General features: G+C 71.0%; 17 protein-coding genes, 1 tRNA gene and 1 pseudogene. 12 read left to right on the top strand and 7 right to left on the bottom strand.

Annotated elements, in window-relative coordinates; genetic code table 11:
• Positions 1-293 precede the first annotated feature (293 nt).
• Both ACZ4V1_RS13745 and ACZ4V1_RS13740 read left to right on the top strand, forming a co-directional pair.
• Positions 294-722 carry a hypothetical protein gene (locus ACZ4V1_RS13745; protein ID WP_468334155.1) on the top strand — a complete coding sequence of 143 codons (429 nt, stop codon included), beginning with the start codon at positions 294-296 and terminating at the stop codon, positions 720-722.
• 108 nt (positions 723-830) lie between these two features.
• Positions 831-1,811 (top strand): hypothetical protein, encoded by a 981-nt coding sequence (locus ACZ4V1_RS13740; protein ID WP_468334152.1) that lies wholly within the window; start codon positions 831-833, stop codon positions 1,809-1,811.
• A gap of 139 nt (positions 1,812-1,950) precedes the next feature.
• Here the strand turns inward: ACZ4V1_RS13740 and ACZ4V1_RS13735 are convergent, their stop codons facing one another.
• Together ACZ4V1_RS13735 and ACZ4V1_RS13730 are read right to left on the bottom strand one after the other, a co-directional pair.
• A complete protein-coding gene (locus tag ACZ4V1_RS13735; protein ID WP_468334149.1) occupies positions 1,951-2,988 on the bottom strand; it encodes an alpha/beta hydrolase in 1,038 nt (345 codons plus the stop codon).
• A gap of 89 nt (positions 2,989-3,077) precedes the next feature.
• Positions 3,078-3,293, bottom strand: a pseudogene (locus tag ACZ4V1_RS13730) (phosphodiester glycosidase family protein); the annotation flags it as partial.
• A 207-nt stretch (positions 3,294-3,500) separates the two neighbouring features.
• On the opposite strand from ACZ4V1_RS13730, the gene ACZ4V1_RS13725 reads away from it, so the two are divergent.
• From ACZ4V1_RS13725 to ACZ4V1_RS13705, 5 genes are all read left to right on the top strand, one after another.
• Positions 3,501-4,019 carry a hypothetical protein gene (locus tag ACZ4V1_RS13725; RefSeq protein ID WP_468334146.1) on the top strand — a complete coding sequence of 173 codons (519 nt, stop codon included), beginning with the start codon at positions 3,501-3,503 and terminating at the stop codon, positions 4,017-4,019.
• Positions 3,986-5,425 carry a hypothetical protein gene (locus ACZ4V1_RS13720; protein WP_468334143.1) on the top strand — a complete coding sequence of 480 codons (1,440 nt, stop codon included), beginning with the start codon at positions 3,986-3,988 and terminating at the stop codon, positions 5,423-5,425. The genes ACZ4V1_RS13725 and ACZ4V1_RS13720 overlap by 34 nt, the downstream gene beginning before the upstream one ends.
• The gene (locus ACZ4V1_RS13715; protein ID WP_468334140.1) at positions 5,422-6,855 is read left to right on the top strand and encodes a vWA domain-containing protein; all 1,434 of its coding nucleotides are present in this window, start codon (positions 5,422-5,424) and stop codon (positions 6,853-6,855) included. Before ACZ4V1_RS13720 ends, ACZ4V1_RS13715 begins: the two co-directional genes overlap by 4 nt.
• A 72-nt stretch (positions 6,856-6,927) precedes the next feature.
• Complete coding sequence (locus ACZ4V1_RS13710; protein ID WP_468334137.1) at positions 6,928-8,052, top strand: ATP-binding protein; 1,125 nt, start codon at positions 6,928-6,930, stop codon at positions 8,050-8,052.
• On the top strand, positions 8,049-11,036 hold the full coding sequence (locus ACZ4V1_RS13705) for a DUF5682 family protein (RefSeq protein ID WP_468334134.1): 2,988 nt from the start codon (positions 8,049-8,051) through the stop codon (positions 11,034-11,036). Before ACZ4V1_RS13710 ends, ACZ4V1_RS13705 begins: the two co-directional genes overlap by 4 nt.
• A gap of 145 nt (positions 11,037-11,181) precedes the next feature.
• Here ACZ4V1_RS13705 and ACZ4V1_RS13700 read toward each other — a convergent pair whose 3' ends face one another.
• Both ACZ4V1_RS13700 and ACZ4V1_RS13695 read right to left on the bottom strand, forming a co-directional pair.
• The gene (locus ACZ4V1_RS13700; protein ID WP_468334131.1) at positions 11,182-11,346 is read right to left on the bottom strand and encodes a hypothetical protein; all 165 of its coding nucleotides are present in this window, start codon (positions 11,344-11,346) and stop codon (positions 11,182-11,184) included.
• 296 nt (positions 11,347-11,642) lie between these two features.
• Positions 11,643-11,727, bottom strand: a tRNA-Leu gene (locus tag ACZ4V1_RS13695).
• Between the two features lie 139 nt (positions 11,728-11,866).
• Between ACZ4V1_RS13695 and ACZ4V1_RS13690 the strand changes: the two genes are divergently transcribed.
• Positions 11,867-13,198, top strand: coding sequence for a DUF2254 domain-containing protein (locus ACZ4V1_RS13690; protein WP_468334128.1), 1,332 nt, complete (start codon positions 11,867-11,869; stop codon positions 13,196-13,198).
• Between the two features lie 40 nt (positions 13,199-13,238).
• Here the strand turns inward: ACZ4V1_RS13690 and ACZ4V1_RS13685 are convergent, their stop codons facing one another.
• The 3 genes from ACZ4V1_RS13685 to sucC are packed head-to-tail and all read right to left on the bottom strand — an operon-like array spanning position 13,239 to position 17,124.
• Positions 13,239-15,080 (bottom strand): aldehyde dehydrogenase family protein, encoded by a 1,842-nt coding sequence (locus ACZ4V1_RS13685; RefSeq protein ID WP_468334125.1) that lies wholly within the window; start codon positions 15,078-15,080, stop codon positions 13,239-13,241.
• The gene (gene sucD, locus ACZ4V1_RS13680) at positions 15,077-15,979 is read right to left on the bottom strand and encodes a succinate--CoA ligase subunit alpha (protein WP_468334122.1); all 903 of its coding nucleotides are present in this window, start codon (positions 15,977-15,979) and stop codon (positions 15,077-15,079) included. Before sucD ends, ACZ4V1_RS13685 begins: the two co-directional genes overlap by 4 nt.
• A 14-nt stretch (positions 15,980-15,993) precedes the next feature.
• Positions 15,994-17,124: an ADP-forming succinate--CoA ligase subunit beta gene (sucC, locus tag ACZ4V1_RS13675; RefSeq protein ID WP_468334119.1), complete on the bottom strand. Its 1,131-nt coding sequence runs from the start codon at positions 17,122-17,124 to the stop codon at positions 15,994-15,996.
• A 143-nt stretch (positions 17,125-17,267) separates the two neighbouring features.
• On the opposite strand from sucC, the gene ACZ4V1_RS13670 reads away from it, so the two are divergent.
• The 4 genes from ACZ4V1_RS13670 (at position 17,268) to ACZ4V1_RS13655 (ending at position 23,863) form a co-directional block, all read left to right on the top strand.
• Positions 17,268-18,950, top strand: coding sequence for a thiamine pyrophosphate-binding protein (locus tag ACZ4V1_RS13670; protein WP_468334116.1), 1,683 nt, complete (start codon positions 17,268-17,270; stop codon positions 18,948-18,950).
• 10 nt (positions 18,951-18,960) lie between these two features.
• Positions 18,961-20,202, top strand: a complete 1,242-nt coding sequence (frc, locus tag ACZ4V1_RS13665) for a formyl-CoA transferase (RefSeq protein WP_468334113.1) — start codon at positions 18,961-18,963, stop codon at positions 20,200-20,202.
• A 4-nt stretch (positions 20,203-20,206) separates the two neighbouring features.
• The gene (locus ACZ4V1_RS13660) at positions 20,207-22,351 is read left to right on the top strand and encodes an acetate--CoA ligase family protein (RefSeq protein WP_468334110.1); all 2,145 of its coding nucleotides are present in this window, start codon (positions 20,207-20,209) and stop codon (positions 22,349-22,351) included.
• 123 nt (positions 22,352-22,474) lie between these two features.
• Positions 22,475-23,863, top strand: a complete 1,389-nt coding sequence (locus ACZ4V1_RS13655; protein ID WP_468334107.1) for an OFA family MFS transporter — start codon at positions 22,475-22,477, stop codon at positions 23,861-23,863.
• The last annotated feature ends 124 nt before the right edge of the window (positions 23,864-23,987 follow it).

The following is a 23,987-nucleotide window of genomic DNA, read 5'->3' as shown; positions in this document are numbered from 1 at the left end:
TCGCGGGCGACCGCCGTCCTGATGCTGTAGTCGCTGTGATGCACTTGCACATCGTATGCATTAAGTGACTCGCGCGGCCGATGCCCCCCCACCTGCACACGCGCCATCCGCCGCCGGCCTGGCCGATACCCGCCTGAACCCCTCGCCGTACACCCCCTGTCGTACATCCCGGCGCTACGGCAGCGGTTGCACGCGAATCTCCACCCCTTGCGGGACGACCGAGCAGGCCCACGACCATACGGTCTGGTACTGCACAGCGACATGGACATGACTCCACCCACAGGAGGCCGACCATGAAACTCAAGACCAAACTCGCCGGCACGCTGCTGGCGGCAGGGCTGGCGGTGTCCGCGCTGCCCCTGACGGCCGCCCCGGCGCAGGCCGCTTCCAAGCACGTCGGGCAGAACGGCAACGAGTCGCGCTGCTACTCGACGGGCTACTACGTCTGCTTCTACTACAGCACCTGGAGCTCTGCCTACTGGGGCGGCTGGAACGACAACGCCAACCTCGGCGACAACCACTACCGCGCGGGGACGGGATCGGGCGCCGGCCAGGTCGTCCGCAACAACGCCCGGAAGATCCAGTGCGACTCGTGGGCCGCCTACTGCAGGAGCTACTACTCCCCCAACTACGCGGGGAACTACGACTGGCTCTACGGCGGACAGCGCGGGGAGCTCTACTACACCTGGAACGACAACGCGTCGGTGTACATCGGCGTTTGATCCCGAGCGGCCGGTCCGGCCCTTCCGCGCCCGCGGATCCCACACCGCGGGCCCGGAAGCGTCTGGAACGGCATCCCCGCGCCCGCTCCGACGACTTCGGTGGATCCGATGAAGTGGAATCGCCTCATGCCCCCGCGTCCGCCTCTGCCCCGGTGGCGACTGCCCGTTCCGGCCGCGTCGACCGCGAGGGCCGTGCTCACCGCGGCGGTCGCGATGTCCGCCACGGCTTGCCTCGGCCAGGGCTCCGCCGTTCCCGACAAGCCCGTGGCACCGCCAACCGCCGCGCCCGCACCCGGGGAAGTGATTCTCCCCGTCAACACCTACCTGCCGACGGTCCGCGACCAGACCCGGACAGCGCTCGCTCGTGCCGTACTCGTCGACCGCTGCATGCGGAAGTCCGGTTTCTCCTTCCCCCGGCCTGCCGGCTCGGTCCTGGAGGCGGGCGTCAGGGACAACGGCGTCTACGGCAACAAGCGACGCTACGGAGTGGCCGACACCGCCACAGCACGGAAGTACGGGTACCACCTGCCGTCCGCCGTCGACGAAGCGGCGAGGAAGGACACCAAGGCGGCTGCACGGCGCGCCGACTGGATGCGCGCCCGACGCGGCGACCCCTCCTACACGGCCGCCCTCAACGGCGTTGGCGAGGACGGCGCGCCGGAAGGGTGCGTGGCCGAGGCCGGTGCCGAACTGACCGGCGAGCACGACGCGCCGCACGGCTCCCGTGCCGAGGTGGCCGCGGACATCAAGGCCGAGTCCCACAAGCGGACGATGAACGGCCCGCGCGTCACCGCGGTGTTCGAGCAGTGGTCCCACTGCATGCGCGACAAGGGTTACGCGGCGACGGCTCCGGTCGGCGAGGACCTGCCCTTCGACATCGACGTCCTTCCGGTGAGCCGCGAGGAGATCGACATGGCGCTCGCCGACGTGGCCTGCAAGAAGCAGACCCGGCTCGTCGCCATCTGGTCGACGGAGGAACGTCGGTACCAGGAAGCGCAGATCAAGAAGCACACCGAGGAACTGCGCAAGGCAGCGGACGACAACGAGAGGCACCGGAAGACGGTCGCGGCGATCGTCGACCACGAGTGAGCCCTCGATCCCGGTGACCGGCCGCATGCCTCCGCCCGGGCCGGCCTGCTCGCCGTCGTCCGGCCCAAGCACCCAAGCACCCGGGCACCCGGGCACCCGGGCACCCTGGCAACCGCCACCGGCCACCGCCGTGGCCGGTTCAGCCGTCGTCCCCCAGCGCCCCCAGCAGCATCGGCAGCGAAGCATGCAGCTCCCGCTCCCAATACGCCCAGGCATGGGTCCCCGGACCGTAGAAGTTGGTGGTCAGGTGCCGGGCCCCCACCCGTCGCAGCTCCGCGGCCAGTGCGTGGTTCTGGCGGTTGAAGTCGGCCTCCAGCGCGCTCGTACTGCCCGGTGGGTCCAGCGGGCCGGTGGTGCCGTCGCCGCAGGACAGGTAGACCGGGATCGACCTGAGCCGCTTGGCGAGGTGGAAGGGGTCGTGGGCCTGCCAGATCCGGCGTTGCGCGTCCGGGTCGCCCCAGACGCGGAGCGGGTCGTCGTTCCGGCCGGCGAAGAAGCCCATGATGCGGTCGACCGACTCCTCGTTCAGCAGTGGGTGCGCGGAGCCGGAGTAGGCCGCCGTCGCCTTGAACATGCCGGGGTGCCTGGCGGCGTAGAGGAGGGCGCCCTGGCCGCCCATCGACAGGCCGGCCACCACGCGGTCGCCGCTCGCGCCCCAGTCCCGCTCCAGCAGCCGGCGCAGCTCCACCGTGTGGAAGGTCTCCCACGCCGGGTCGCCGCCCTCGCCGTGGTTCCACCAGTCGCTGTACCAGCCGTTCCAGCCGGCCTCGGGCATGACGACGAGGACGTCGCGCAGGCTGTCGGTCTCCGCCACGTCCGTCATCGCGGTCCAGGACGTGTAGTCGCCGCAGCAGCCGTGCAGTAGCCAGAGGGTGGGCCAGTGCCGTCGGTGGCGCCGGTCGTGCGGGTCCCATCCGTCCGGGGTGAGCAGGCGGACGTCGACCGTGCGGCCTCCCAGGGCGGCCGACCGTACCGACAGATCGACCTGCCGGTCCGCGACCTGGGTGACGGCGACGACTTCGGCACCGGGGCGGGAGGCGGCGTCCGGCTGTCCCGCGGCCGGTGCCGGGGTGGCCGGTGCCGGGGTGTCCGGTGCGAGGGTGGCCAGCAAGACGGCCAGGGTCAGGAGGGCTCTCGTCCTGAGGGGGGTCAGGAAGGGTGGCACGTTCGCGAACACGGCGGCTCCCTGGGTGGGTTGCAGTTCTTCGCGCTGTCGTGGGGCGGTCTTCGTACGGAGGGCCGGAGTCAGTCCTCGTGCCTGCGCGGCTAGACCAACAGAGCGTCGCCGACCGGGCGTTCACCGGCCGCGTCCGCCGGGTCGTCGAGCACGGCTCCGCCCGTCACCGTCGTCGTCGAACCGCCGCCGTCGAGGTTGACCGCGTCGCGCAGACCGAGTGACTCGGCGACCTCCGCGATGTGCACCCGGCCGTCGCGGACGAGTTCGGGGCCGGCGTTCAGGATGTCGGTCCGGGGATCGCCTGGATCGAAGACCGGGGACGAACCACGCGCCATCCTCTCCGCCCACCGCTGACACAGACATGGACGGCCGCCCAACGTCCACTGCACAAGTAGCGACCGGTTCCGGACCGACGTCAAGGCCGCGGCGGGGTCGGACGGCGTTGTCAGTGGCCGCCGATAGATTCGGTCTCGTTCCGCCGAGGTGGCGTGAACGCCCCCCCTTTCGCATGCATGGGAGATGGTGCGTTGTCCGTCTGGGAGAAGTCGAGCACGGCGCGGGTGGTGCCGTCCGCGCGGCCTCGGAAGCTTGCCAAGGTGCCTTTCGTCGAGCTGGCGGACGGGAGGTTGCAGGGTGTGGTGTCCAGTGGGTCGGACATCGGGCGCGTGTACGTGTCCTCGGTCGCGGCGGGGTCGTACGCCTACTCGTGCAGCACCAACAACAACCGGCCCTGCGGCGGGGCGCGCGGCTCGTTCTGCAACCACATACGCGCGCTCGTCGGCGAGGCCGTGCTTCAGTACGGAGCCGAGCGCGTGGCCCGGTATCTGAGGGTCGATGCCGAGGGCGCCGTGGACGCGCACGTCCTCGTCTCCGCCATGACGGCCGCGCGGCCCGGCCCGGACGACGGTTCCGCGGCGGCACAGGTGTTCAGCCGGTTCCTGCGGCACCTTGCCTATCTCGAACTCAAGCCGACTACTGTCCCGTTGCCCGAGATGCAATGGTTCCCGACGACCAGGGCGGTGGCCTCCTGATGCGTGCCGATCTGCTTTTCGACGTCGACGGGCTCGACGAGGCCCTCGCGGCCGTGGACGGGTTCGACGAGGCCCTCGTCGGCGGACTGCTCCGTCCGCAGCCCGGGCAGGCCGGCGGGCTGGCGGGACTCGCCGACGCCGTCGCCGGGACGCCGCTGGCCTCGCGGGTTGCCGAGGCCGCCGACAAGACGGCCGCCGGAGCCGGCGGTGAGGACCACTTCACCGCCCTCGCGGCCGCCCGCACCGCTCTGCTCGGGTCCGTACACGACGCGCTCGTCGCCCGGGCGGAGGAGGCCGTCGATCGGCCCCGCGCCGATGCCGCCATCACCCAGGCACCCGGTGCGGAGCATGCCGCCAACCTGCGTCTCGCCGCGCGCAGTTGGCTGTGTGATCTGGCACGGGCGGGCTGGCAGGGCATCGATCACGAGTTGATCGGCGGGGCGGCGCCCATCGTGTCCGCGATGCTGCCCGACCCGGCGTCGCGCCGGCTCGCCGCGCTGCTCGACGGGTTCGCCGCCGAGCTCGCCGCCTCCTGTCCCGGGGCGGCCCTGGAGCGTGTTCCGGTACGCCGCTGGGCCGATCTGTGGTCGCGTGCGCTGCTGCTGACACTGCCGGGGGCGGACGCCGTGCCGGTCGTGGCCGAGGTGACCGGGCGTCTGCTGCCGCTCGGTGTCGACGTCCAGGAGCACGCCACCGCCGTACAGGCCCAGGTGCACGCGGTGTTCGAGCCGGCGGACGGTGGTACGCCCAGGCTGCTGCGGGCGTCGGTGTCCGCCCCGAAGCCCGACACGGTCGTCGGGGCCGGACTGTGGCAGCTGCTGCGACCGCACATGTCGCTGCTGACCGCCGTGAGTGAGGGCCGTTCCATGGACCTCGTCGCGATGCCCGTCACCGCCGAGGGCGATCTGCTGTGGGACGACGCGTGCGCCCGTGCGGGCGAGCCCGCCGACGCCTTCGCCACCGCCCGGGTGGCCCTGCCCACCGCCGCCGCGTTCGCCGTGTCGCCGCTGAACCGGCATCCGGCCCGGATCGCGGTGCCCGTCCTGGTGGAGGGGTATGGCGTGGAGGGCGGGGACGACCGGGCCGATGGAGGGGGCGGGGTCGTGCTCGAGGTCGCCGGGGGGCGTCTGCGTGTCGACGCCGACCGGGTGCCGGCCGCGGGACCTCTCACCACGCGGGCGGTTGCCTCGTCCGTTGCCTGTCTCGGGCTGTTGCGCTGGGACGCGGGGGAGTTTCTGCTCCAGCCGCTCGCCGTCGAGCACGTCGTACGGAAGAAGGCCGTCGCCGTGCACGCCGGGGCCTGGGCCGGGGGCACGACCGACAAGGCCGGGGTCCGGGCCGAGAAGGCCGCCACCGACGCCGTCACCGTACTGCGCGAGCGCGCGGGAAGGCTGCTGCGGAAATGACCGACCTCAGCACCGGGCGAGAACCCGGTCCCGAGCCCGACGCGTACGACAACCGGCGGCAGGTTCTCTACTGGCGTCTGCTGGCGCGGCTGTTCGACCCCGAGGAGCAGGCTTCCCTGGAGTCGGCGAGTCTCGCCGTCGTCGAGGACATCGGTCTGCCGCCCGCGCTCCTCGACCCCGACGCGTCGGTCGACTCCGTCGTGCAGCGGCATCCGGGACTGGCCGCCGAGTTCGACGGGCTGATGACACCCGAGCCGGAGGAGGACGGTGCGCGTGACCGGGCCGCCGAGGTGCGGCGTGCGGCGCTCGCGTCGAAGGTGCTGCTCAATGTCTTCGCCTCCCGGCCCGGCACCGTCACCGCCGAACAGCTGGCCCGTTGGCAGTCCGACGCCGAGTGGCTGGAACGGTCCCTACGTTGCCGGCCGGGCGAGTTGCGCGGCGGGCGGGGCGCGGGCGCCAGCCGGTCGGCGGCCGGTGGTGGGGTCAGCCCGACCGGTACCGGGGGCGGCGGGCAGCTGCCCGACCTCGGCCGGCTGATCCCGGCGATCGGGCCGGAGCTCGGATCCATCGAGGCCGGTCTCGTCAAGCGCATGCACCTGCGCGAGGTGCTCGCCGACCCCGCGCTGGCCTCCCGGCTGACGCCCAGCATGTCCCTGATCGAGCAACTGCTGCGGGACAAGAACAACCTCTCCGGTGTGGCCCTCGCCAACGCCAAGGCGCTGATCCGCCGCTACGTCGACGAGGTCACCGAGGTGCTGCGCACCCAGGTGGAGAAGTCCACGGCCGGCGAACTCGACCGGTCCGTCCCGCCCAAGCGTGTGTTCCGCAACCTCGACATCGACCGCACCATCTGGAAGAACCTCACCAACTGGAGCCCGGAGGAGGAGCGGCTCTACGTCGACCGCCTCTACTACAGGCACACCAGCCGCAAGACGACGCCCCAGCGGCTCGTCGTCGTCGTGGACCAGTCGGGTTCCATGGTCGACTCGATGGTCAACTGCACCATCCTGGCGTCCATATTCGCCGGGTTGCCGAAGGTGGACGTCCACCTGATCGCGTACGACACGCAGGCACTCGACCTCACTCCGTGGGCGCACGACCCGTTCGAGACACTCTTGCGCACCAAGCTGGGCGGCGGTACCGACGGCACGGTCGCCATGGCACTCGCCCAGCCGAAGATCACCGAGCCGCGCAACACCGTCGTGGTGTGGATCTCCGACTTCTACGAGTGGCGTCACCAGGAGCTGTTCGACAGCATGGCCGCCGTTCATCGGTCCGGGGCGAAGTTCATCCCGGTCGGCTCGGTGACCAGCTCCGGGCGCGGCAGCGTGAACCCCTGGTTCCGGGAGCGGTTCAAGGATCTCGGCACGCCGGTGATCTCCGGGCACATCAAGAAGCTCGTGCACGAACTCAAGACGTTTCTCACCTGATCAGCGGACCGGCGCCACCGTTCACCCACCGCCCGGTTCACTTCGACCACCGTATCGAAAGGCCTGTCTCTCATGTCCGATCTGCTGCGCGCACCCGCCGAGATCAAGTACGCCGAGGAGCTCGACTGGCTGGAGTCGGTCGACGACAGCCCCAAGCCGTTCTCGTGGCGTCTGTCGCCCAAGATGGTCCGTCTGTTCATCCTCGGCTCCGAGCGCTCCGACGGTCTGGACCGGGAGGTCTCGCAGAAGTGGTTCGGTGACCGCAGTTTCGTGGAGCGGTCGATCGTCACGCTCGCCTCCGACCGCGGGCTGCTGCTCATCGGCGATCCGGGCACCGGCAAGAGCTGGCTGGCCGAGCTGCTGTCCGCCGCGATCAGCCGGAATTCCACGCTGGTGGTGCAGGGCACGGCCGGCACCACCGAGGACCACATCAAGTACTCGTGGAACGTCTCCATGGTCATCGCCAAGGGGCAGTCCCGGGAGTCGATGATCCCCTCGCCGATCATGACCGCGATGGAGGCCGGTTCCATCGGCCGCTTCGAGGAGCTGACCCGGTCCACGAGTGACGTGCAGGACGCGCTGATCTCCATCCTTTCCGAGAAGTACATCTCGGTTCCCGAACTGGAGAGCGGTGGCGGGGACGACAACATCGTCTTCGCCAGGCCCGGCTTCTCTGTCATCGCCACGGCCAACAGCCGCGACCGGGGTGTCAACGACCTGTCCTCCGCGCTCAAGCGCCGTTTCAACTTCGTCCGCATCCCGGTCGTGACGAACAGGAAGAGCGAGGCGGAGATCGTCCGCTTCCGAACCGAGGAACTGCTGCGCCGGCACTCGATCGACCTCGACGTGCCGCCGACGCTGCTCGACGTGCTCCTGCAGAGCTTCGCCGACCTGCGCGCCTCCGCCGCCGCGGCCGGCAGCGACGACGAGAAGCTGGAGTCCGCGCTGTCGACGGCCGAGCAGATCGGCGTGCTGGAGGACGCCGTCCTGCACAGCAACTTCTTCGGCGAGCGCGCCCTGACCGCCCGTACCCTCGCCTCCTCGCTCGTCGGCTCCCTCACCCGCCGTGAGCCCGAGGACCTGGCCATCCTCAACAAGTACCTGCACGGCGTCGTCGAGCCGCGCAGCAAGGACGAGGGCGGCTCCTGGCCCGAGTTCCTGGAGGGCGGCCGCGACGCGATCGCCACGCTGTCATGAGTACGCCTCAGGAGAGCGCGTCGTTCGCCGCGCTCCGCGGGCAGTTGCGGGAGGCCGCCGCCACGTTCGCGGGCGGGCCCGACGCCCTGGAGGGCATCCTCCTCGGCCTGGTCGACGACGTCGACCGCGCGGTGCGCGAGCCGCTCGAGATCTTCCCGGTCTGCCACCACTCCCCCGCCTCGGCGACCGCCATGGCCCGCCGGCTGCGCGAGAAGCAGCCCAAGGTCGTCTATCTGGAGCTGTGCGAGGACATGGCGCCGCTCCTGACCGAGCTGCGCAACTGCCGGTTGCCGGTGGCGGTGCAGGCGTTCGCCGGTGACGTCGACGGCTTCCCCGCCGAGTGGGCTCCGTTGTCGGTCGTCGCGCCGATCACCGAGGCGTCCGCCGAGTACCAGGCCATCGCCTATGCCCTCGACACTCCCGGCGTCGAGCTGGTCCTGGTCGACCGTTCCTCGGACCATGTGTTCCAGTGGGACAGCAGGGGCGAGCAGGCGCGGGAGGCCGCGACGGAGGACACCGTGCCCGCGGCCGGGACGGAGCCCGAGGCGGGGCTGCACGGCGAGGCCGTCGGCGTGGAGATCGGTGACCTGCGGCCGCGCTTCGCCGAGTTGGAGCAGCACCTGCTGCGCCACGGGAAGGTCCGGCACTGGTCGGAGTGGTGGCACCAGTACGTCGAGGTACCGCTCGGCGACGGCGCCGCCGACCACGACACCTACCGCCAGGTCATGTTCCTCGTCGGCAGCCTGTTCCGGCGGCTCGCTCCGGGCGACGGCGACCGCGTGCGCGTGGACGAGGACCGCGAGCGGTACATGTGGACCCGGATGCGCGAGCACCTGAGCGCGACCGGGACCGATCCGGCGGACTGCCTGTACGTCTGCGGGGCGTTCCACGCGGCCAGCCGGGTGGCGGAGTTCGGGGTGGACGGCACCGGTACCTTCACCATCTCCCCGCGCTCCGCCACCACCTGGCAGTACGGGCTGATCCCGTCCAGCCACGCGGCGATCGAGGCGCAGTTCGGCCTCGCCGCGGGGTCGGTGTCGATCGCGGCCACGGAGTGGGCGAAGAGCCTGAAGCGCACCCGTGTGCAGCCGTACCGGCTGGCGGGGCAGGCGGGGGTGAAGAAGGCTGCCGCGAAGAAGACCGCGGCGAAGAAGACCGGGGCGAAGAAGTCCGGGGCGAAGGCCCTGGGTGAGACGAGCGGGACGGCAGTCGTCCAGCCGCCCCGGTCCGCGGCCTCGGACCACCTGTCCGGCTTCCTGCGCAGACCGCCCGTGCTCGACGGGCTGGACGAGGCGGAGCTGCTCGGCTGGTCCGTGGACATCGTGCGCGCGGCCAGGCGCAACGGCTACCTCGCCTCCACCGCCGACGCCATCGCGGTCTTCGAGACGTCGATCCTGCTCGCCGGCATGCGGGACCGGGCCAGACCGACGCCGTACGACTTCCAGGACGCGGCGGTCACCTGCATCGAGAAGGACGCGGTCCCCGGGCGGCGTGACGTGCGGCGCCTCGTCGAGATCATGATGGGCGGCGACCGTGTCGGCCAGGTCGGCTACGAGGCGCTGCCACCGCTCGCCCGCGACGTGCACGACCGGCTGGAGCCGCTCGGGCTGAAACTTCAGCAGCGGGGCGTGCAGCGGGCGCTGCTGGACATGGCCTCCCGGCCGGAGCTTCAGGCGTGCTCTGACGTGCTGTGGATGCTGCGGCGCCTGATGCCGCACGGCGCGGCACGGCCGATCATGGGTGAGCGGCGGCTCGGTGAGCGTTCGATCCAGGAGTCGTGGGACCTGGCGATCGGCACCCACCAGCGGGCTCTCATCGAGCTGGGGTACGAGGGTGTCAGCATCGAGCAGGTCCTGGAGCAGCGGCTGCGGCGGGACGCGTACGGGCCCCGGGCGACGACGGCGACCGTGCTGGCGGCGGTCGAGGACGCGACGCTGTACCTGCGCAGCCGTCGCCTCGCCGACGAGCTCGGCACCCACGCGCTGAAGGTGCTCGCCACCGAACGCAGCGTGGACGGTGCGCCGGAGGTGCTGCGCCGGGTGCGCGCGCTGCTGGCGTACTACCGGACCGGCGAGCCGGTGCTGCCGGCGTGGATCGAGTCGTTCGTCAAGACCGGTTACGCGCACTACTGCACTCTGCTGCCGACGGCGTTCCGGGACGAGGACGCGACGGTCGGGCAGGTCGCGGCGATGCTCGGCTTCCTGTTCAGCATGGAGAGTCTCGCACTGTCCCTGGGCTGTGACCGGACCCAGCTGGAGCTGGCGGTCGCCCAGTCGCACCCCGAGGAGCCGTCGAAGACGGCCCTGCTGTGGGCGGCGCAGGTGCAGCTCGGCACCCTGTCGCGGGCCGAGTTGCGGGCCCGCTGCGCCGAGTTGCTGGACAACCCGCTGGTGGTGCCCGCCTATCCGCGCTATCTCAGCGGTTTCGTGCACGCCCTGGAGCCCGTGCCGGGGCTGGCCGACGTGGTGGTGGAGGCGGTCTCGAACGCGTTCGGACGGCTGCCGGACGCGGTGCTGCTGCCGTGGCTGCCGCTGCTCATCACCACCCTGCGGTCCGGTGCCGCGGAGCTCGCCCCGCTGCTGGTCCGTGAGGCGGGGCGGATCTTCCCGGGGCGGCTCGCTGCCCTGGACGCGTGGATACCACCGTGGCGGATGCCGGCCGCGCCGCTTCCCGCCCGTCGGGCGGAGGGGGCGGCGTCCCAGGCGCCCCGGGGGGCCGCGCTGCTTCCGGAGTATCCGACGACCTGCGACGCGGTGGCGGGACTGCTGGGCTGCGAGGAGGAATGGGCGCGGTCCGGGACCCCCGTGCCGTCGGGTGCCGTACTGCTGTCCGCGCATCCGGCGGCGTGCGACGCGGTGGCGGAGCTGCTGGGCTGCGACGGAGGGTGGCCGGCATCCCGTTCCGGTCCGTCGGGCGGCACCGTACTCACGGCTCGCCACCCGCACACGGCGGACACTCTGGAGGCGCTGCTCTCCGACAGGTGACAGAAGGCGGCCGGGGCCCGGGCCTTGCCGGAGTCCCGGCCCTCCCGGAGTCCCGGCCCTCTCGGTCGGGCCCTTCCCGGCCCCGGCGGCACCGTGCCGGTCCTGCCCGCCCTCGGTCCGGCCGGCCTACGACCTCACTCGCCTCTCAGCCATAGCAGGCCGGAAGGGGCTCAAGGCCGTCCGGCACCCCGTATTCGAGGACCGCCGTGTACGCCTCCGCGATGTCGCAGCCCTTGTCGAACCACGGGTAGGCAAAGGCGCTCCATACGAGAAGGACGACGATCAGCGTATTGCTCGTCCCCTTCGACATGTATGCGATTATTCCGCCCGGTTCAGCGGAATATGCCGTTCCACCCGCCCCTCCCACGGGCCGTCCCGGCTGGGCTGTCCAGTCCGCCGGGCCGACCCGTGGCCGCCGCGCCCGACTCGATCTCGGTGTCGTGGTGAGTGCAGGGAGGCCGGGAGGGTCGTCGCATCGCGTTTTCGAACCGAACCGAGCATCGAGCACCGGGACATCGCGAGATGCCGGCCGGGATCTTTCCCGGCCGGCATCTCGCTTCTGCCTGTTCCTGCTCTTGTGTCTTGCCTTGTTGCTCTTGTCTCTTGTGTCCGAGGGGGGACTTGAACCCCCACGCCCGATAAAGGGCACTAGCACCTCAAGCTAGCGCGTCTGCCATTCCGCCACCCGGACCAGGTGTCTGTCGCTGCGCGGGGTGTCCCGGCGGCGACATGGACAACCATACCAAGGTTTCGCAGTGCCTTTCACCTGCGTTTCCTTCCCCTGAGCGGCGATCCGGGGCCGGTACCCCCTCGACGCCTAAGGTCACACCATGAGTGACTGGATGGTTACCCAGGGCCCGCTTCCGAGTCGTCGGCCGCGGGCGTTGTCGCCGCTCAGGGAGCATCTGCGGGACACGTTCTGGTTCGCGCCCACCGCGGCGATGGCCGGTGTCTTCGTGGTGTGGCTGGTGGCCCAGGAACTCGACGCCGCCCTCGTCCGGTCGCTGCGGGACGACGGTGACCTCGACACACTGGCCGACCTGCTCAGGTTCGCGGACGACGCGAAGACGGTGGTGACCGCGGTCGGCTCGGCGATGATGACGTTCATCGGCGTGGTGTTCAGCATCTCGCTGGTCGCCGTGCAGATGGCGAGCGGACAGTTCACCCCGCGGGTGGTGCGGCTCTTCGTCCGCAGCCGGATCACGAAGGCGACCTTCGCGGTCTTCCTCGCCACCTTCGTCCTGACACTGCTGGTCCTGACCTCCTACGACAGTGGCGCCGACCCGGCCGTCGTCACGTCGGTCCCCCTGGTGCAGTCGGTGCTCACGCTCGTCATGGTGGCGCTGAGCCTGCTGCTGTTCGTGATGTACGTGAACGCGACGCTGCGACTGATGCGGGTCAGCCACGTGATCGCCCGGATCGCCGCGGAGTCCTTCCGGGGCGCCGCGCTGATGCCCGTACCGGCCGACGGCGGGGAGGCTCCCGCCCTGGGACCGGCGACCGCGTGGGTGGCCCACGACGGGCAGGCCGGTGTGCTGCGGGACGTACACATCGCGCGGCTGGTGCGGGTGGCGCGCAAGTACGGGGTCGTGCTGCGGATGGTCCCGCGGACCGGCGACTTCCTGGTACCCGGAACCCCCGTCCTGGCGGTGCACGGCGGGCAGGCTCCACCGCGCCGGGCGCTGCGGTACGCCCTGTCCGTCGGAGTGGAGCGCACCTCCCACCAGGATCTGGCGTTCGGGCTCCGCCAGCTCTGCGACATCGCGCTGCGGGCCCTGTCGAGCGCGGTCAACGATCCGACGACCGCCGTGCAGGCCCTGGACCGCATCGTGCAGATCCTGGCCACCCTGTCCCGGCGGCCACTGGATGCCGTCGTGTACCGGGACCGGCGCGGGGCGGTCCGGCTGGTGCAACCCGTGCCTGGCTGGGCCGAGCTGGTGGATCTGGGGTTCGCCGAAATCCGGGCCTGCGCCGCGGAGGCGCCGCAGGTCACGCGACGCATGCTGGCCGGTCTCGACGACCTGCTGCTCCTTGCCCCACCGGACCGGCGCGAGCCGCTGCTGCGCCACCGCGAGCTGCTGCGGCAAGGCGTCGAGCGGCACGCGCCGAGCCCGGCGGACCGGGTGTTCGGCCTTCAGCCGGACCGGCAGGGCATCGGCTGACCCGCGGACCGTCCCTGGCCCCCGGCTCGCGGCACGGCCGTCACGGCATGAGGTGGTGGTCCGGGAAGTTCCCGGGCAGCCGCTCCCCCGCCGGGCCCCGCGTGACGGCGCGCACCAGCAGCTCGCCGCCCACGAACGCCCCGCGCCAGGACGCACCGTGTCCGCCGAACAGCTCGTCCCGGTCGCCGCGGGAACGTGGCACGCCGTGGCCGGTCTTGAACGCCCGGATCTGCGGCGCCAGCCTGGCGTAGGTTGCCGGGTCGTCCGTCGACAGCGTGGCCACCAGCGCTCCGTTGGAGGCGTTCATCGCGGCGAGCAGCTCGGCCTCGGTGTCGACCAGGACGACGGTGTCGACCGGACCGAACGGTTCCGCGTGGTGCAGCGGCGAGGACCGGGGCGGGTCCAGGAGCGTGACCGGCTGGACGTAGGCCGAGGTGTCCTGGCCGGGCAGGAACCGCGCGTCGGCCGCGCTGCCGCGGTGCAGGGGCACGGCGCCGCGGTCGACGGCCTCGGCGACCTGGTCCCGCAGTTCCCTGGCCTTGGCCGCGTTGATCACCGGCCCGAAGTCGAGCGCGGGGTACGGGTCGTCCGGTGCGCCGACGGCGAGCGGGTGGCCGACGCGCAGCGTGCGGACGGCCGGGAGGTACGCCGCGAGGAACGCGTCGAACAGGCTGCGCTGGACGACGAAGCGCGGGTAGGCCGTGCAGCGCTGCTTGCCGTAGTCGAAGAGTTTCGGGATCACCGCCGTGAGTGCGTCCCAGTCCGTGAAGTTCCAGATGCCCCAGGTGTTGAGTCCTTCCTGCTCGAGGATGTGCCGCTTGCCCAGGTCGGCGACGGCGGTGGCGACGGCGGCTCCGGTGTCGCGGCCGCCGACGAACGAGACGCAGCCGATCTCGGGCGCCCGCACCAGCGCCCGGGACAGCTCGCCTCCGCTGCCGCTGACGAGGGTGACGGGCACTCCCTCGCGGGCGGCGAGCGCGCAGGCCAGGGTCAGACAGGCGACGCCGCCGTCGGTCGGGGTCTTGGCGATGACCGCGTTGCCCGCCAGTGCCTGTACCAGCAATGCGTGAACGAGCACGCTCATCGGGTAGTTCCAGCTCGCGATGTTGGACACCGGCCCGTCCAGCGGGGCCCGGCCTTCGGCCATCGCGTCGATGCCGTCGACGTACCATCGCACGCCGTCGACGGCCCGGTCGACGTCGGCCTGCGCGAGCCGCCAGGGTTTGCCGATCTCCCAGACGAGCAGCAGCGCGAGTAGTTCGCGGTGCCGAGCGAGGGCGTCGAGGGTGGCCGCGACACGGGCGCGGCGTCCCGGGAGGGGGACGTGGCGCCAGGCGCGGTGCTGGTCGAGCGAGGCGCGTACGGCCCGGTGGGCCGTCTCGCCGTCCAGCCGTGGCGGGCCGGCGATCGGGGTGCCGTCGACGGGGCTGGTGGCGGGCAGGACGCGGCCGTCCGCCCGCCAGCTCGCGGCCCAGAGGTTGAGGACACGTTCGTCCCGGAACGCCTCGGGGGCGACGGCCTGGCAGCGCTGCCACGCGTCGGCCCAGGAGGTGCCGGGCTTGAGGGAGAGCGCGGGTGCGGTGGTCGCGCCGGCTGCGGTGGTCGCGCCGGCTGCGGCGGGCGCGGTGGTCGCGGCGAGGTTGGTCGTGGCGGCGATGAGTGGCGTGCCGCCGGCGGACATCGTGCTCGCGGCGGCCGCCGTGCCGCCCGTGGGTGCCGTACCGCCCGTGGATGCCGTACCGCCCGTGGGTGCCGTACCGGCGGCGGACATCCGGCTCGCGGCGGGCGTCGTACCGGCGGCGGGTGCCGTGCCGGCCGTTGGTGCCGTGCCGGCCGCGGACGCCGCACCCGCGGCGGGTGTCATGTCACCGGAGGGTTTCATGCGGAGGCCCCGTCCTGTGCCGCGCCGCCCAGTACGGCGACGACGTGCCGTGCCGTCTCGGTCGGGGTGCTCCCGACCCGCACCCCGGCGGCCTCGAGCGCGTCTTTCTTCGCTCGCGCCGTGCCCGAGGAACCCGACACGATGGCTCCGGCGTGGCCCATGGTCCTTCCCTCGGGCGCCGTGAAGCCGGCGATGTAGCCGACGACCGGCTTGGTGACATGGTCCCGGATGTAGCGCGCCGCGCGTTCCTCCGCGTCGCCGCCGATCTCGCCGATGAGGACGATCAGTTCGGTGTCGGGGTCGTCCTGGAAGGCGGTGAGGCAGTCGATGTGGCTGGTGCCGACGACCGGGTCGCCGCCGATGCCGACGCAGGTCGAGAAGCCGATGTCGCGGAGTTCGTACATCAGTTGGTAGGTGAGCGTGCCGGACTTGGAGACCAGGCCGATGGGGCCGGGCTTGGTGATGTCGGGCGGGATGATGCCCGCGTTGGACTGGCCGGGGCTGATCAGGCCGGGGCAGTTGGGGCCGATGACCCGGGTGCCCCGGGCCTTGGCGTACGCGGTGAAGGCGACGGAGTCGTGGACGGGGATGCCCTCGGTGATGACGACGGCGAGGCCGATGCCGGCGTCGGCGGCTTCGACGACCGCGGCCTTGGCGAAGGCTGGCGGCACGAACACGACGGTGACGTCCGCGCCGGTGCGCTCGACACCCTCTCGCACCGATCCGAAGACCGGCACGGCCCGCTCGTCGAAGTCCACGGTGCGACCCGCCTTGCGGGGGTTGACGCCGCCGACCACGTCGGTGCCGGCGGCCAGCATGCGGCGGGTGTGCCTCATGCCCTCGGCACCGGTCATGCCCTGGACGAGGATCTTGCTCTCCTTGGTGAGGTGGATCGCCATGTCGTTCTGTCTCCTTATGCCGCGGTGGCGAGTCGGGCGGCACGGCGGGCGGCGCCGTCCATGGTGGTGGCCTGTTCGACGAGCGGATGCGCGCGTGCGTCGAGGAGGGCCCGGCCGCGGGCGGCGTTGTTGCCGTCGAGGCGTACGACCAGCGGTTTGGTCAGCCGGACCTCGTCCAGGGCCCGGACGATGCCGTCGGCGACCGCGTCGCAGGCGGTGATGCCGCCGAAGACGTTGACGAGGACGGACTTCACTGCGGGGTCGGAGAGGACGACCGAGAGTCCGTCGGCCATGACCCGGGCGGAGGCTCCGCCGCCGATGTCGAGGAAGTTGGCGGGCCGGGCACCACAGCCGGCGACCACGTCGAGCGTCGACATCACCAGGCCGGCGCCGTTGCCGATGACGCCCACCTCTCCGTCGAGCTTGACGTAGTTCAGGCCCTTGGCCGCGGCCCGCGCCTCCAGCGGGTCGGCGGGCGTCGCCCGTCCGCCTTCCCGACGGGTCTGCCGGAAGAGGGCGTTGTCGTCGAGAGTGACCTTGCCGTCGAGAGCCACGATCCTGCCCTCGACCGTCCTGACCAGCGGGTTGATCTCGACGAGCAGGGCGTCCTCACGGACCAGCGCCTTCCACAGCCGTACCAGCACGTCGACGGTCTGCGGAGGCAGGCCCGCGGCGTCCGCGATGCGTACCGCCATCGCCGTGTGCACGCCCACGGCCGGGTCGACGGGGACGCGCGCCACTGCTTCGGGCCGCTCGGCCGCGACCTCCTCGATCTCCATGCCGCCCTCCGCGGACGCGATCGCGAGGAAGCGGCCGGCCGCGCGGTCGAGGACGTAGGCGACGTAGAACTCGCGGTCGATGTCGACGGGTTCGGCGAGCATCACCGTGTCGACCGTGTGGCCCTTGATGTCCATGCCGAGGATGTGCCGTGCCGCCTCCTCGGCCGCGGGCGGGTCGGCGGCCGGCCTCACTCCGCCCGCTTTGCCGCGCCCGCCGGTCTTCACCTGTGCCTTGACGACGGCCCGTCCGCCGAGCGCGCGGGCGATCTCACGGGCCCGTTCGGGCGAGTCGGTGACCTCGGCCCGCGGCACCACGATGCCGTGTTCCTCGAAGAGTTCCCTTGCCTGGTGTTCGTACAGGTCCATTTCGGCTCCTGACTGAAAGTGCCGCACGCCCCCTGGACACCACCCACCGGATGCGGGATAACAAGCTTCATACAGTATTCGTCGACTGTATGCAATGTACCGCGACAGCGCCCCAACCCCTCGTGAAGGGACAGGACTTCGCCATGCCCGACGACACCCAGGACGTCATTTCCGGCGGACACCTCGTTGCCAAGGCACTCAAGGCCGAGGGGGTCGACCGCATCTACACGCTGTGCGGCGGCCACATCATCGACATCTACGACGGCTGCGTCGACGAGGGCATCGAGGTCGTCGACGTACGCCACGAGCAAGTCGCCGCGCACGCCGCCGACGGTTACGCCCGCGTCACCGGCAAGCCCGGCTGCGCGGTGGTCACCGCGGGACCGGGTACGACCGACGCCGTCACCGGTGTCGCCAACGCCTTCCGCGCCGAGTCGCCGATACTGCTGATCGGCGGTCAGGGCGCGCACACCCAGCACAAGATGGGGTCCCTCCAGGACCTGCCGCACGTCGACATGATGACCCCGATCACCAAGTTCGCGGCGACCGTGCCGGACACGGCCCGGGCCGCCGACATGGTGTCGATGGCCTTCCGCGAGTGCTACCACGGTGCCCCGGGCCCCTCCTTCCTGGAGATCCCGCGCGACGTACTGGACGCCAAGGTGGCGGTCGGCAAGGCACGGGTCCCGAAGGCCGGGGCCTACCGGGCCTCGACCCGCTCGGGCGGTGACCCGGAGGCGGTGCAGCGGCTCGCCGACCTGCTGGTCCACGCGGAGAAGCCGGCCATCCTGCTCGGCAGCCAGGTGTGGACGGCCCGCGCGACCGAGACGGCCGTCGAACTGGTCCGCACGCTGAACATCCCGGCGTACATGAACGGCGCCGGACGCGGCACCCTCCCGCCCGGCGACCCGCACCACTTCCAGCTCTCGCGCCGCTACGCCTTCTCGAACGCCGACCTCATCGTCATCGTCGGCACGCCCTTCGACTTCCGCATGGGCTACGGCAAGCGGCTCTCCCCGGACGCGACCGTCGTGCAGATCGACCTCGACTACCGCACCGTCGGCAAGAACCGCGACGTCGACCTCGGGATCGTCGGTGACGCGGGACTCGTCCTGAAATCGGTGACCGAGGCCGCGTCGGGACGGGTCGACGCAGGGGCGTCCAAACGCAAGGAGTGGCTCGACGAACTGCGCGCCGCGGAACAGACCGCCCTCGACAAGCGGTTGCCGCAGCTCAGGTCGGACGCCTCCCCCATCCACCCGTACCGGCTGGTCAGCGAGATCAACGACTTCCTCACCGAGGACTCGATCTACATCGGCGACGGCGGCGACATCGTCACCTTCTCCGGGCAGGTCGTGCAGCCCAAGTCACCGGGCCACTGGATGGACCCGGGTCCGCTGGGCACACTCGGCGTCGGAATCCCCTTCGTGCTCGCGGCCAAGCAGGCGCGGCCCGACAAGGAGGTCGTCGCCCTCTTCGGCGACGGCGCCTTCTCGCTCACCGGCTGGGACTTCGAGACCCTCGTCCGCTACGACCTCCCCTTCGTCGGCATCGTCGGCAACAACTCCTCCATGAACCAGATCCGTTACGGCCAGGCCGCCAAGTACGGCAAGGAACGCGAGCGGGTCGGCAACACCCTCGGCGACGTGCCCTACGACCGGTTCGCGCGGATGCTGGGCGGCCACGGCGAGGAGGTCCGCGACCCCGCCGACATCGGCCCCGCGCTGCGCCGGGCCCGCGAGTCCGGCAAGCCGTCCCTGGTCAACGTCTGGGTCGACCCGGACGCGTACGCCCCCGGAACCATGAACCAGACGATGTACAAGTGAGGTGGCACCCATGACCGGAACGCCGGCCAAGGCACTCGACGGCATCCGGGTGCTGGACATGACGCACGTACAGTCCGGGCCCTCCGCGACCCAGCTGCTCGCCTGGCTCGGCGCGGACGTCGTCAAGCTGGAGGCGCCGAGCGGCGACATCACGCGCAAGCAGCTGCGCGATCTGCCGGACGTCGACTCCCTCTACTTCACGATGCTCAACTGCAACAAGCGGAGCATCACCCTCAACACCAAGACCGAGCGCGGCAAGGAGATCCTCACCGAGCTGATCCGGCGCTCGGACGTCATGGTCGAGAACTTCGGACCGGGCGCGGTCGACCGGATGGGCTTCACCTGGGACCGCATCAAGGAGATCAATCCGCGGATCGTCTATGCCTCCGTCAAGGGCTTCGGCGAGGGCCCGTACACCGCCTTCAAGGCGTACGAGGTCGTCGCGCAGGCGATGGGCGGATCGATGTCCACCACCGGTTTCGAGGACGGACCACCGCTGGCGACGGGGGCCCAGATCGGGGACTCGGGCACGGGCGTCCACGTCGTGGCGGGCATCCTCGCGGCGCTCTACCAGCGGGAACACACCGGACGCGGTCAGCGGGTGAACGTGGCCATGCAGCACGCGGTGCTCAACCTCTGCCGGGTGAAGCTGCGCGACCAGCAGCGCCTGGCCCGTGGTCCACTCGCCGAATATCCCAACGAGGACTTCGGCGACGAGGTTCCCAGGTCGGGAAACGCGTCCGGCGGCGGGCAGCCCGGTTGGGCGGTCAAGTGCGCACCGGGCGGGCCGAACGACTACGTGTACGTCATCGTCCAGCCGGTGGGCTGGCAGCCGCTGAGCGAGCTCATCGGCCGGCCCGAACTGGCCGATGACCCCGAGTGGGCGACACCGCAGGCCCGGCTGCCGAAGCTGAACAAGTTGTTCCAGCTCATCGAGGAGTGGTCGTCCACCCTCCCCAAGTGGGAAGTGCTCGAACGGCTCAACGCCCACAACATCCCGTGCGGGCCGATCCTGTCCACCAAGGAGATCATCGAGGACCGGTCCCTGGTCGCCAACGAGATGGTCGTGACCGTCCCCCACCCCGAGCGCGGCGAGTTCGTGACCGTCGGCAGCCCGCTCAAACTCTCCGACTCCCCTGTGGAGGTCAGCAGTTCGCCGCTGCTCGGCGAGCACAACGAAGAGGTGTACGTAGGCGAGCTGGGCCTCGGCGACGAGGAACTGCGCCTGCTCAAGTCGAACGGGGTGATCTGAGGTGGTGGCCGAGGACCGGGTGGCGCGGGTGCGGGGGCTCTTGGACTCCGTACGGGCGAAGGGGCGCACCGCACTGACCGCTCCCGAGGGCAAGGCGCTCGCCGACGCCTACGGGATCGCCGTACCGGGCGAGGAGCTGGCGCGGGACGTGGACGAGGCGGTGGCATGCGCGGCACGGTTCGGCGGGCCGGTCGTGATGAAGATCGTCTCGCCGGACATCCTGCACAAGACCGACGCCGGCGGTGTGGTCGTCGGCGTGGAGGGGGCGGCGGACGTACGGGCGGCGTTCTGCCGGATCGTCGACAACGCGCGCGCGTACGACGCGTCGGCGCGTGTCGAGGGCGTGCAGATACAGGAGCTGCTGCCCAAGGGGCAGGAGGTCATCGTCGGCGCGGTGACCGATCCGACGTTCGGGAAGGTGGTGGCGTTCGGGCTCGGCGGAATACTGGTCGAAGTCCTCAAGGACGTCACGTTCCGGCTCGCCCCCGTGGACGCCGACGAGGCGCTGTCCATGCTGGACTCGATCCGGGCGGCGGAGGTGCTGCGCGGGGTGCGCGGGCAGCCCGGCGTGGACCGGCGGGCGGTGGCTGAGCAGATCCACCGGGTCTCCGAACTCGTCGCGGACTTCCCGGAGATCGCCGAGGTGGACCTCAACCCGGTGATCGCCACACCCGAGGGCGCGGTCGCCGCCGACATCCGGGTGCTCCTCGCCACCGAAACACCCAGGGAGCGCCGCCGGTACACGCGCGAGGAGATCCTCACCTCGATGCGCCGCCTGATGCAGCCGTCGTCGGTCGCCGTGATCGGCGCCTCCAGCGAGGTCGGCAAGATCGGCAACTCGGTGATGCGCAACCTGGTCGACGGCGGCTTCGCGGGCGAGATCCACCCGGTGAACCCCAAGGCCGATGACATCTTGGGCCGCAAGGCGTACAAGAGTGTCACCGACGTTCCCGGTGAGGTGGATGTGGCGGTCTTCGCGATCCCCGCGCGGTTCGTGGCGGCGGCCCTGGAGGAGGTGGGACGCAAGAGGATCCCCAACGCCGTGCTGATCCCCTCCGGTTTCGCGGAGACCGGTGAGCACGCGCTCCAGGACGAGATCGTGGCGGTCGCCGAACGGTACGGCGTCCGGCTGCTGGGCCCCAACATCTACGGTTACTACTCGACGTGGCATGACCTGTGCGCCACGTTCTGCACGCCGTACGACGTCAAGGGCGGGGTCGCGCTGACCTCGCAGTCGGGCGGCATCGGGATGGCGATCCTGGGCTTCGCGCGGACCACGAAGACGGGTGTGTCGGCGATCGTCGGGCTCGGCAACAAGTCGGACCTGGACGAGGACGACCTGCTGACCTGGTTCGGCGAGGACCCGCACACCGAGTGCATCGCGATGCACCTGGAGGACCTCAAGGACGGCCGCGCGTTCGTCGAGGCCGCTCGGGCGACCGTACCGAGGAAGCCGGTCGTGGTGCTCAAGGCGGGGCGGACCGCGGCGGGGGCGAAGGCCGCCGGGTCGCACACCGGGGCGCTCGCCGGGGACGACGCCGTTTACGACGACATCCTGCGGCAGGCCGGCGTGATCCGGGCGCCCGGTCTGGGCGAGATGTTGGAGTACGCGCGCGCGTTGCCGGTGCTGCCCGCCCCGGCGGGCGACAACGTGGTCATCATCACCGGGGCGGGCGGCAGCGGGGTGCTGCTCTCGGACGCGGTGACGGACAACGGGCTGTCGCTGATGGAGATACCGCCGGACCTGGACACGGCGTTCCGGGCCTTCATCCCGCCGTTCGGGGCGGCGGGCAACCCGGTCGACATCACCGGGGGCGAGCCGCCGTCGACGTACGAGGCGACGATCCGGCTCGGGATGGAGGATCCGCGCATCCACGCGCTGGTCCTCGGCTACTGGCACACCATCGTCACGCCTCCCATGGTGTTCGCCGAACTCACCGCGCGCGTGGTGGCCGAGTTCCGCGAACGCGGCGTCGAGAAACCCGTGGTGGCCTCCCTCGCGGGCGACGTGGAGGTGGAGGAGGCGTGCCAGTACCTCTTCGAGCGCGGGGTCGTGGCGTACCCGTACACGACCGAGAAGCCGGTGGACGTACTCGGCGCGAAGTACCGCTGGGCGCGGGCGGCGGGGCTGCTGGGAGGCGGTTCATGAGCTGAGGGAGCACGGGGCCGGCCGGCGGTGCGCGTCGGCCGGCCCCAGGACCCGCGCGCACACGGAAGGAAATGGACAGGGGGCGCTGGCCAGATCTTTCGAACGCAAGGGGTGCAAGACGACATGACAACGACCGACCTGCCAACCTCGGCTCCGTACCGAGAGGTCACCGACGCGAACGGACGCGTCTACCGCCTCGGCGAGACCGACATCGACATCATGGGCCGCAAGCGCAAGTGGATGGTCATCCTTCCGTGGATCGGCATGATGGGCATCAGCTCGGCGGAGTACGCGTTCGCGTCCGCCGAGGACACCCTGCACACGGCCCACAGCTGGAGCAGCGCGCACATCTTCTGGATGCTCGGCGTCTGGGTCTTCTTCCAGGCCGCGGTGGCCTTCCCGGCGGGCAAGCTGCGGGAGAGCGGCAGGCTGCCGGCCCGCTGGGCGATGATGTGCGGCGCCGCCGGCACGCTGCTGGGATATCTCTCGCTCGCGTTCGCGCCGCATGTGATCGTCGCCTACATCGGGTTCGGCATGTTCAGCGGCATGGGCGCCGGCATGGTGTACGCGACCAGCGTGAACATGGTCGCCAAGTGGTACCCGGAGCGCAAGGGCGGCAAGACGGGCTTCGTCAACGGCGGTTTCGCCTACGGGTCCGTGCCGTTCGTGTTCATCTTCACCGGTTACATGGACGGCACCAACTTCCGCTGGGTGCTGGTCTCGGTGGGTGTCTTCCTGGCGGGGGTCGTCGCGGTGGCCGGGTTCTTCTTCAAGGACCCGCCGAAGAACTGGTGGCCCGCGGACGTCGACCCGCTCAAGAAGCCCACCGACGCGCGCACCCGGCGCGCGCTGGAGAAGAACCCGCCCGCCGTGCACCAGTACACCCCCATGGAGGCGTGGCGGACCGGACGTGTGGCCCTGATGTGGTTCTGTCTGCTGTGCACCTCGGGCGTGAACATCTTCGGTATCGCCTTCCAGGTTCCGTTCGGCGACGAGGCGGGCTTCGCGGGCGGCATCGTCGCGACCGCGATGTCCCTGAAGGCCATCGTCAACGGCACGGGCCGCGGTGTCATCGGCTGGCTGTCCGACCGCTACGGCCGCAAGCAGTGCTTGATCTTCGTATGCATGGTCCTCGGACTGTCGCAGTACGGCATCCTGCTCTCCGGCAACATGGGCAACCTGCCGCTGTTCCTGATCTTCTCCTCCATCTCCGGTTTCGGCGGCGGCGCGATCTTCCCGATGTTCGCCGCGATGACCGCCGACTACTTCGGGGAGAACAACAACGCCACCAACTACGGGCTGGTGTACTCCTCGAAGCTGGTCTCCGGTCTGCTGGGCTCGGGCATGGGCGCGGTCGTGGTGGGCGCCTGGGACTACTCGGGGGCGTTCGTCCTGGCCGGGTCGATATCGATCCTCGCGGGCTTCGTGGCGCTGTTCCTGCATCCGCCGGGGCGGCCTCGTGCCAAGCGCATCACGCCCAACCCGCAACCGCTCGGCGAGGAAACGGCATGACATGACCGCGCCATTCAGCCACAGGTGCCCGGTCGGTGGTTCCCGGTGGCGGCACGGGAGGGAGGGGGGGGGGGGGGGGGGGGGGGGGGGGGGGGGGGAGAGGGTGGGGGGGGGGGGGGGGTGG

The organism is Streptomyces sp. NPDC028991, from assembly GCF_055564775.1.
This window is presented reverse-complemented; position numbering and strand designations above follow the sequence as displayed.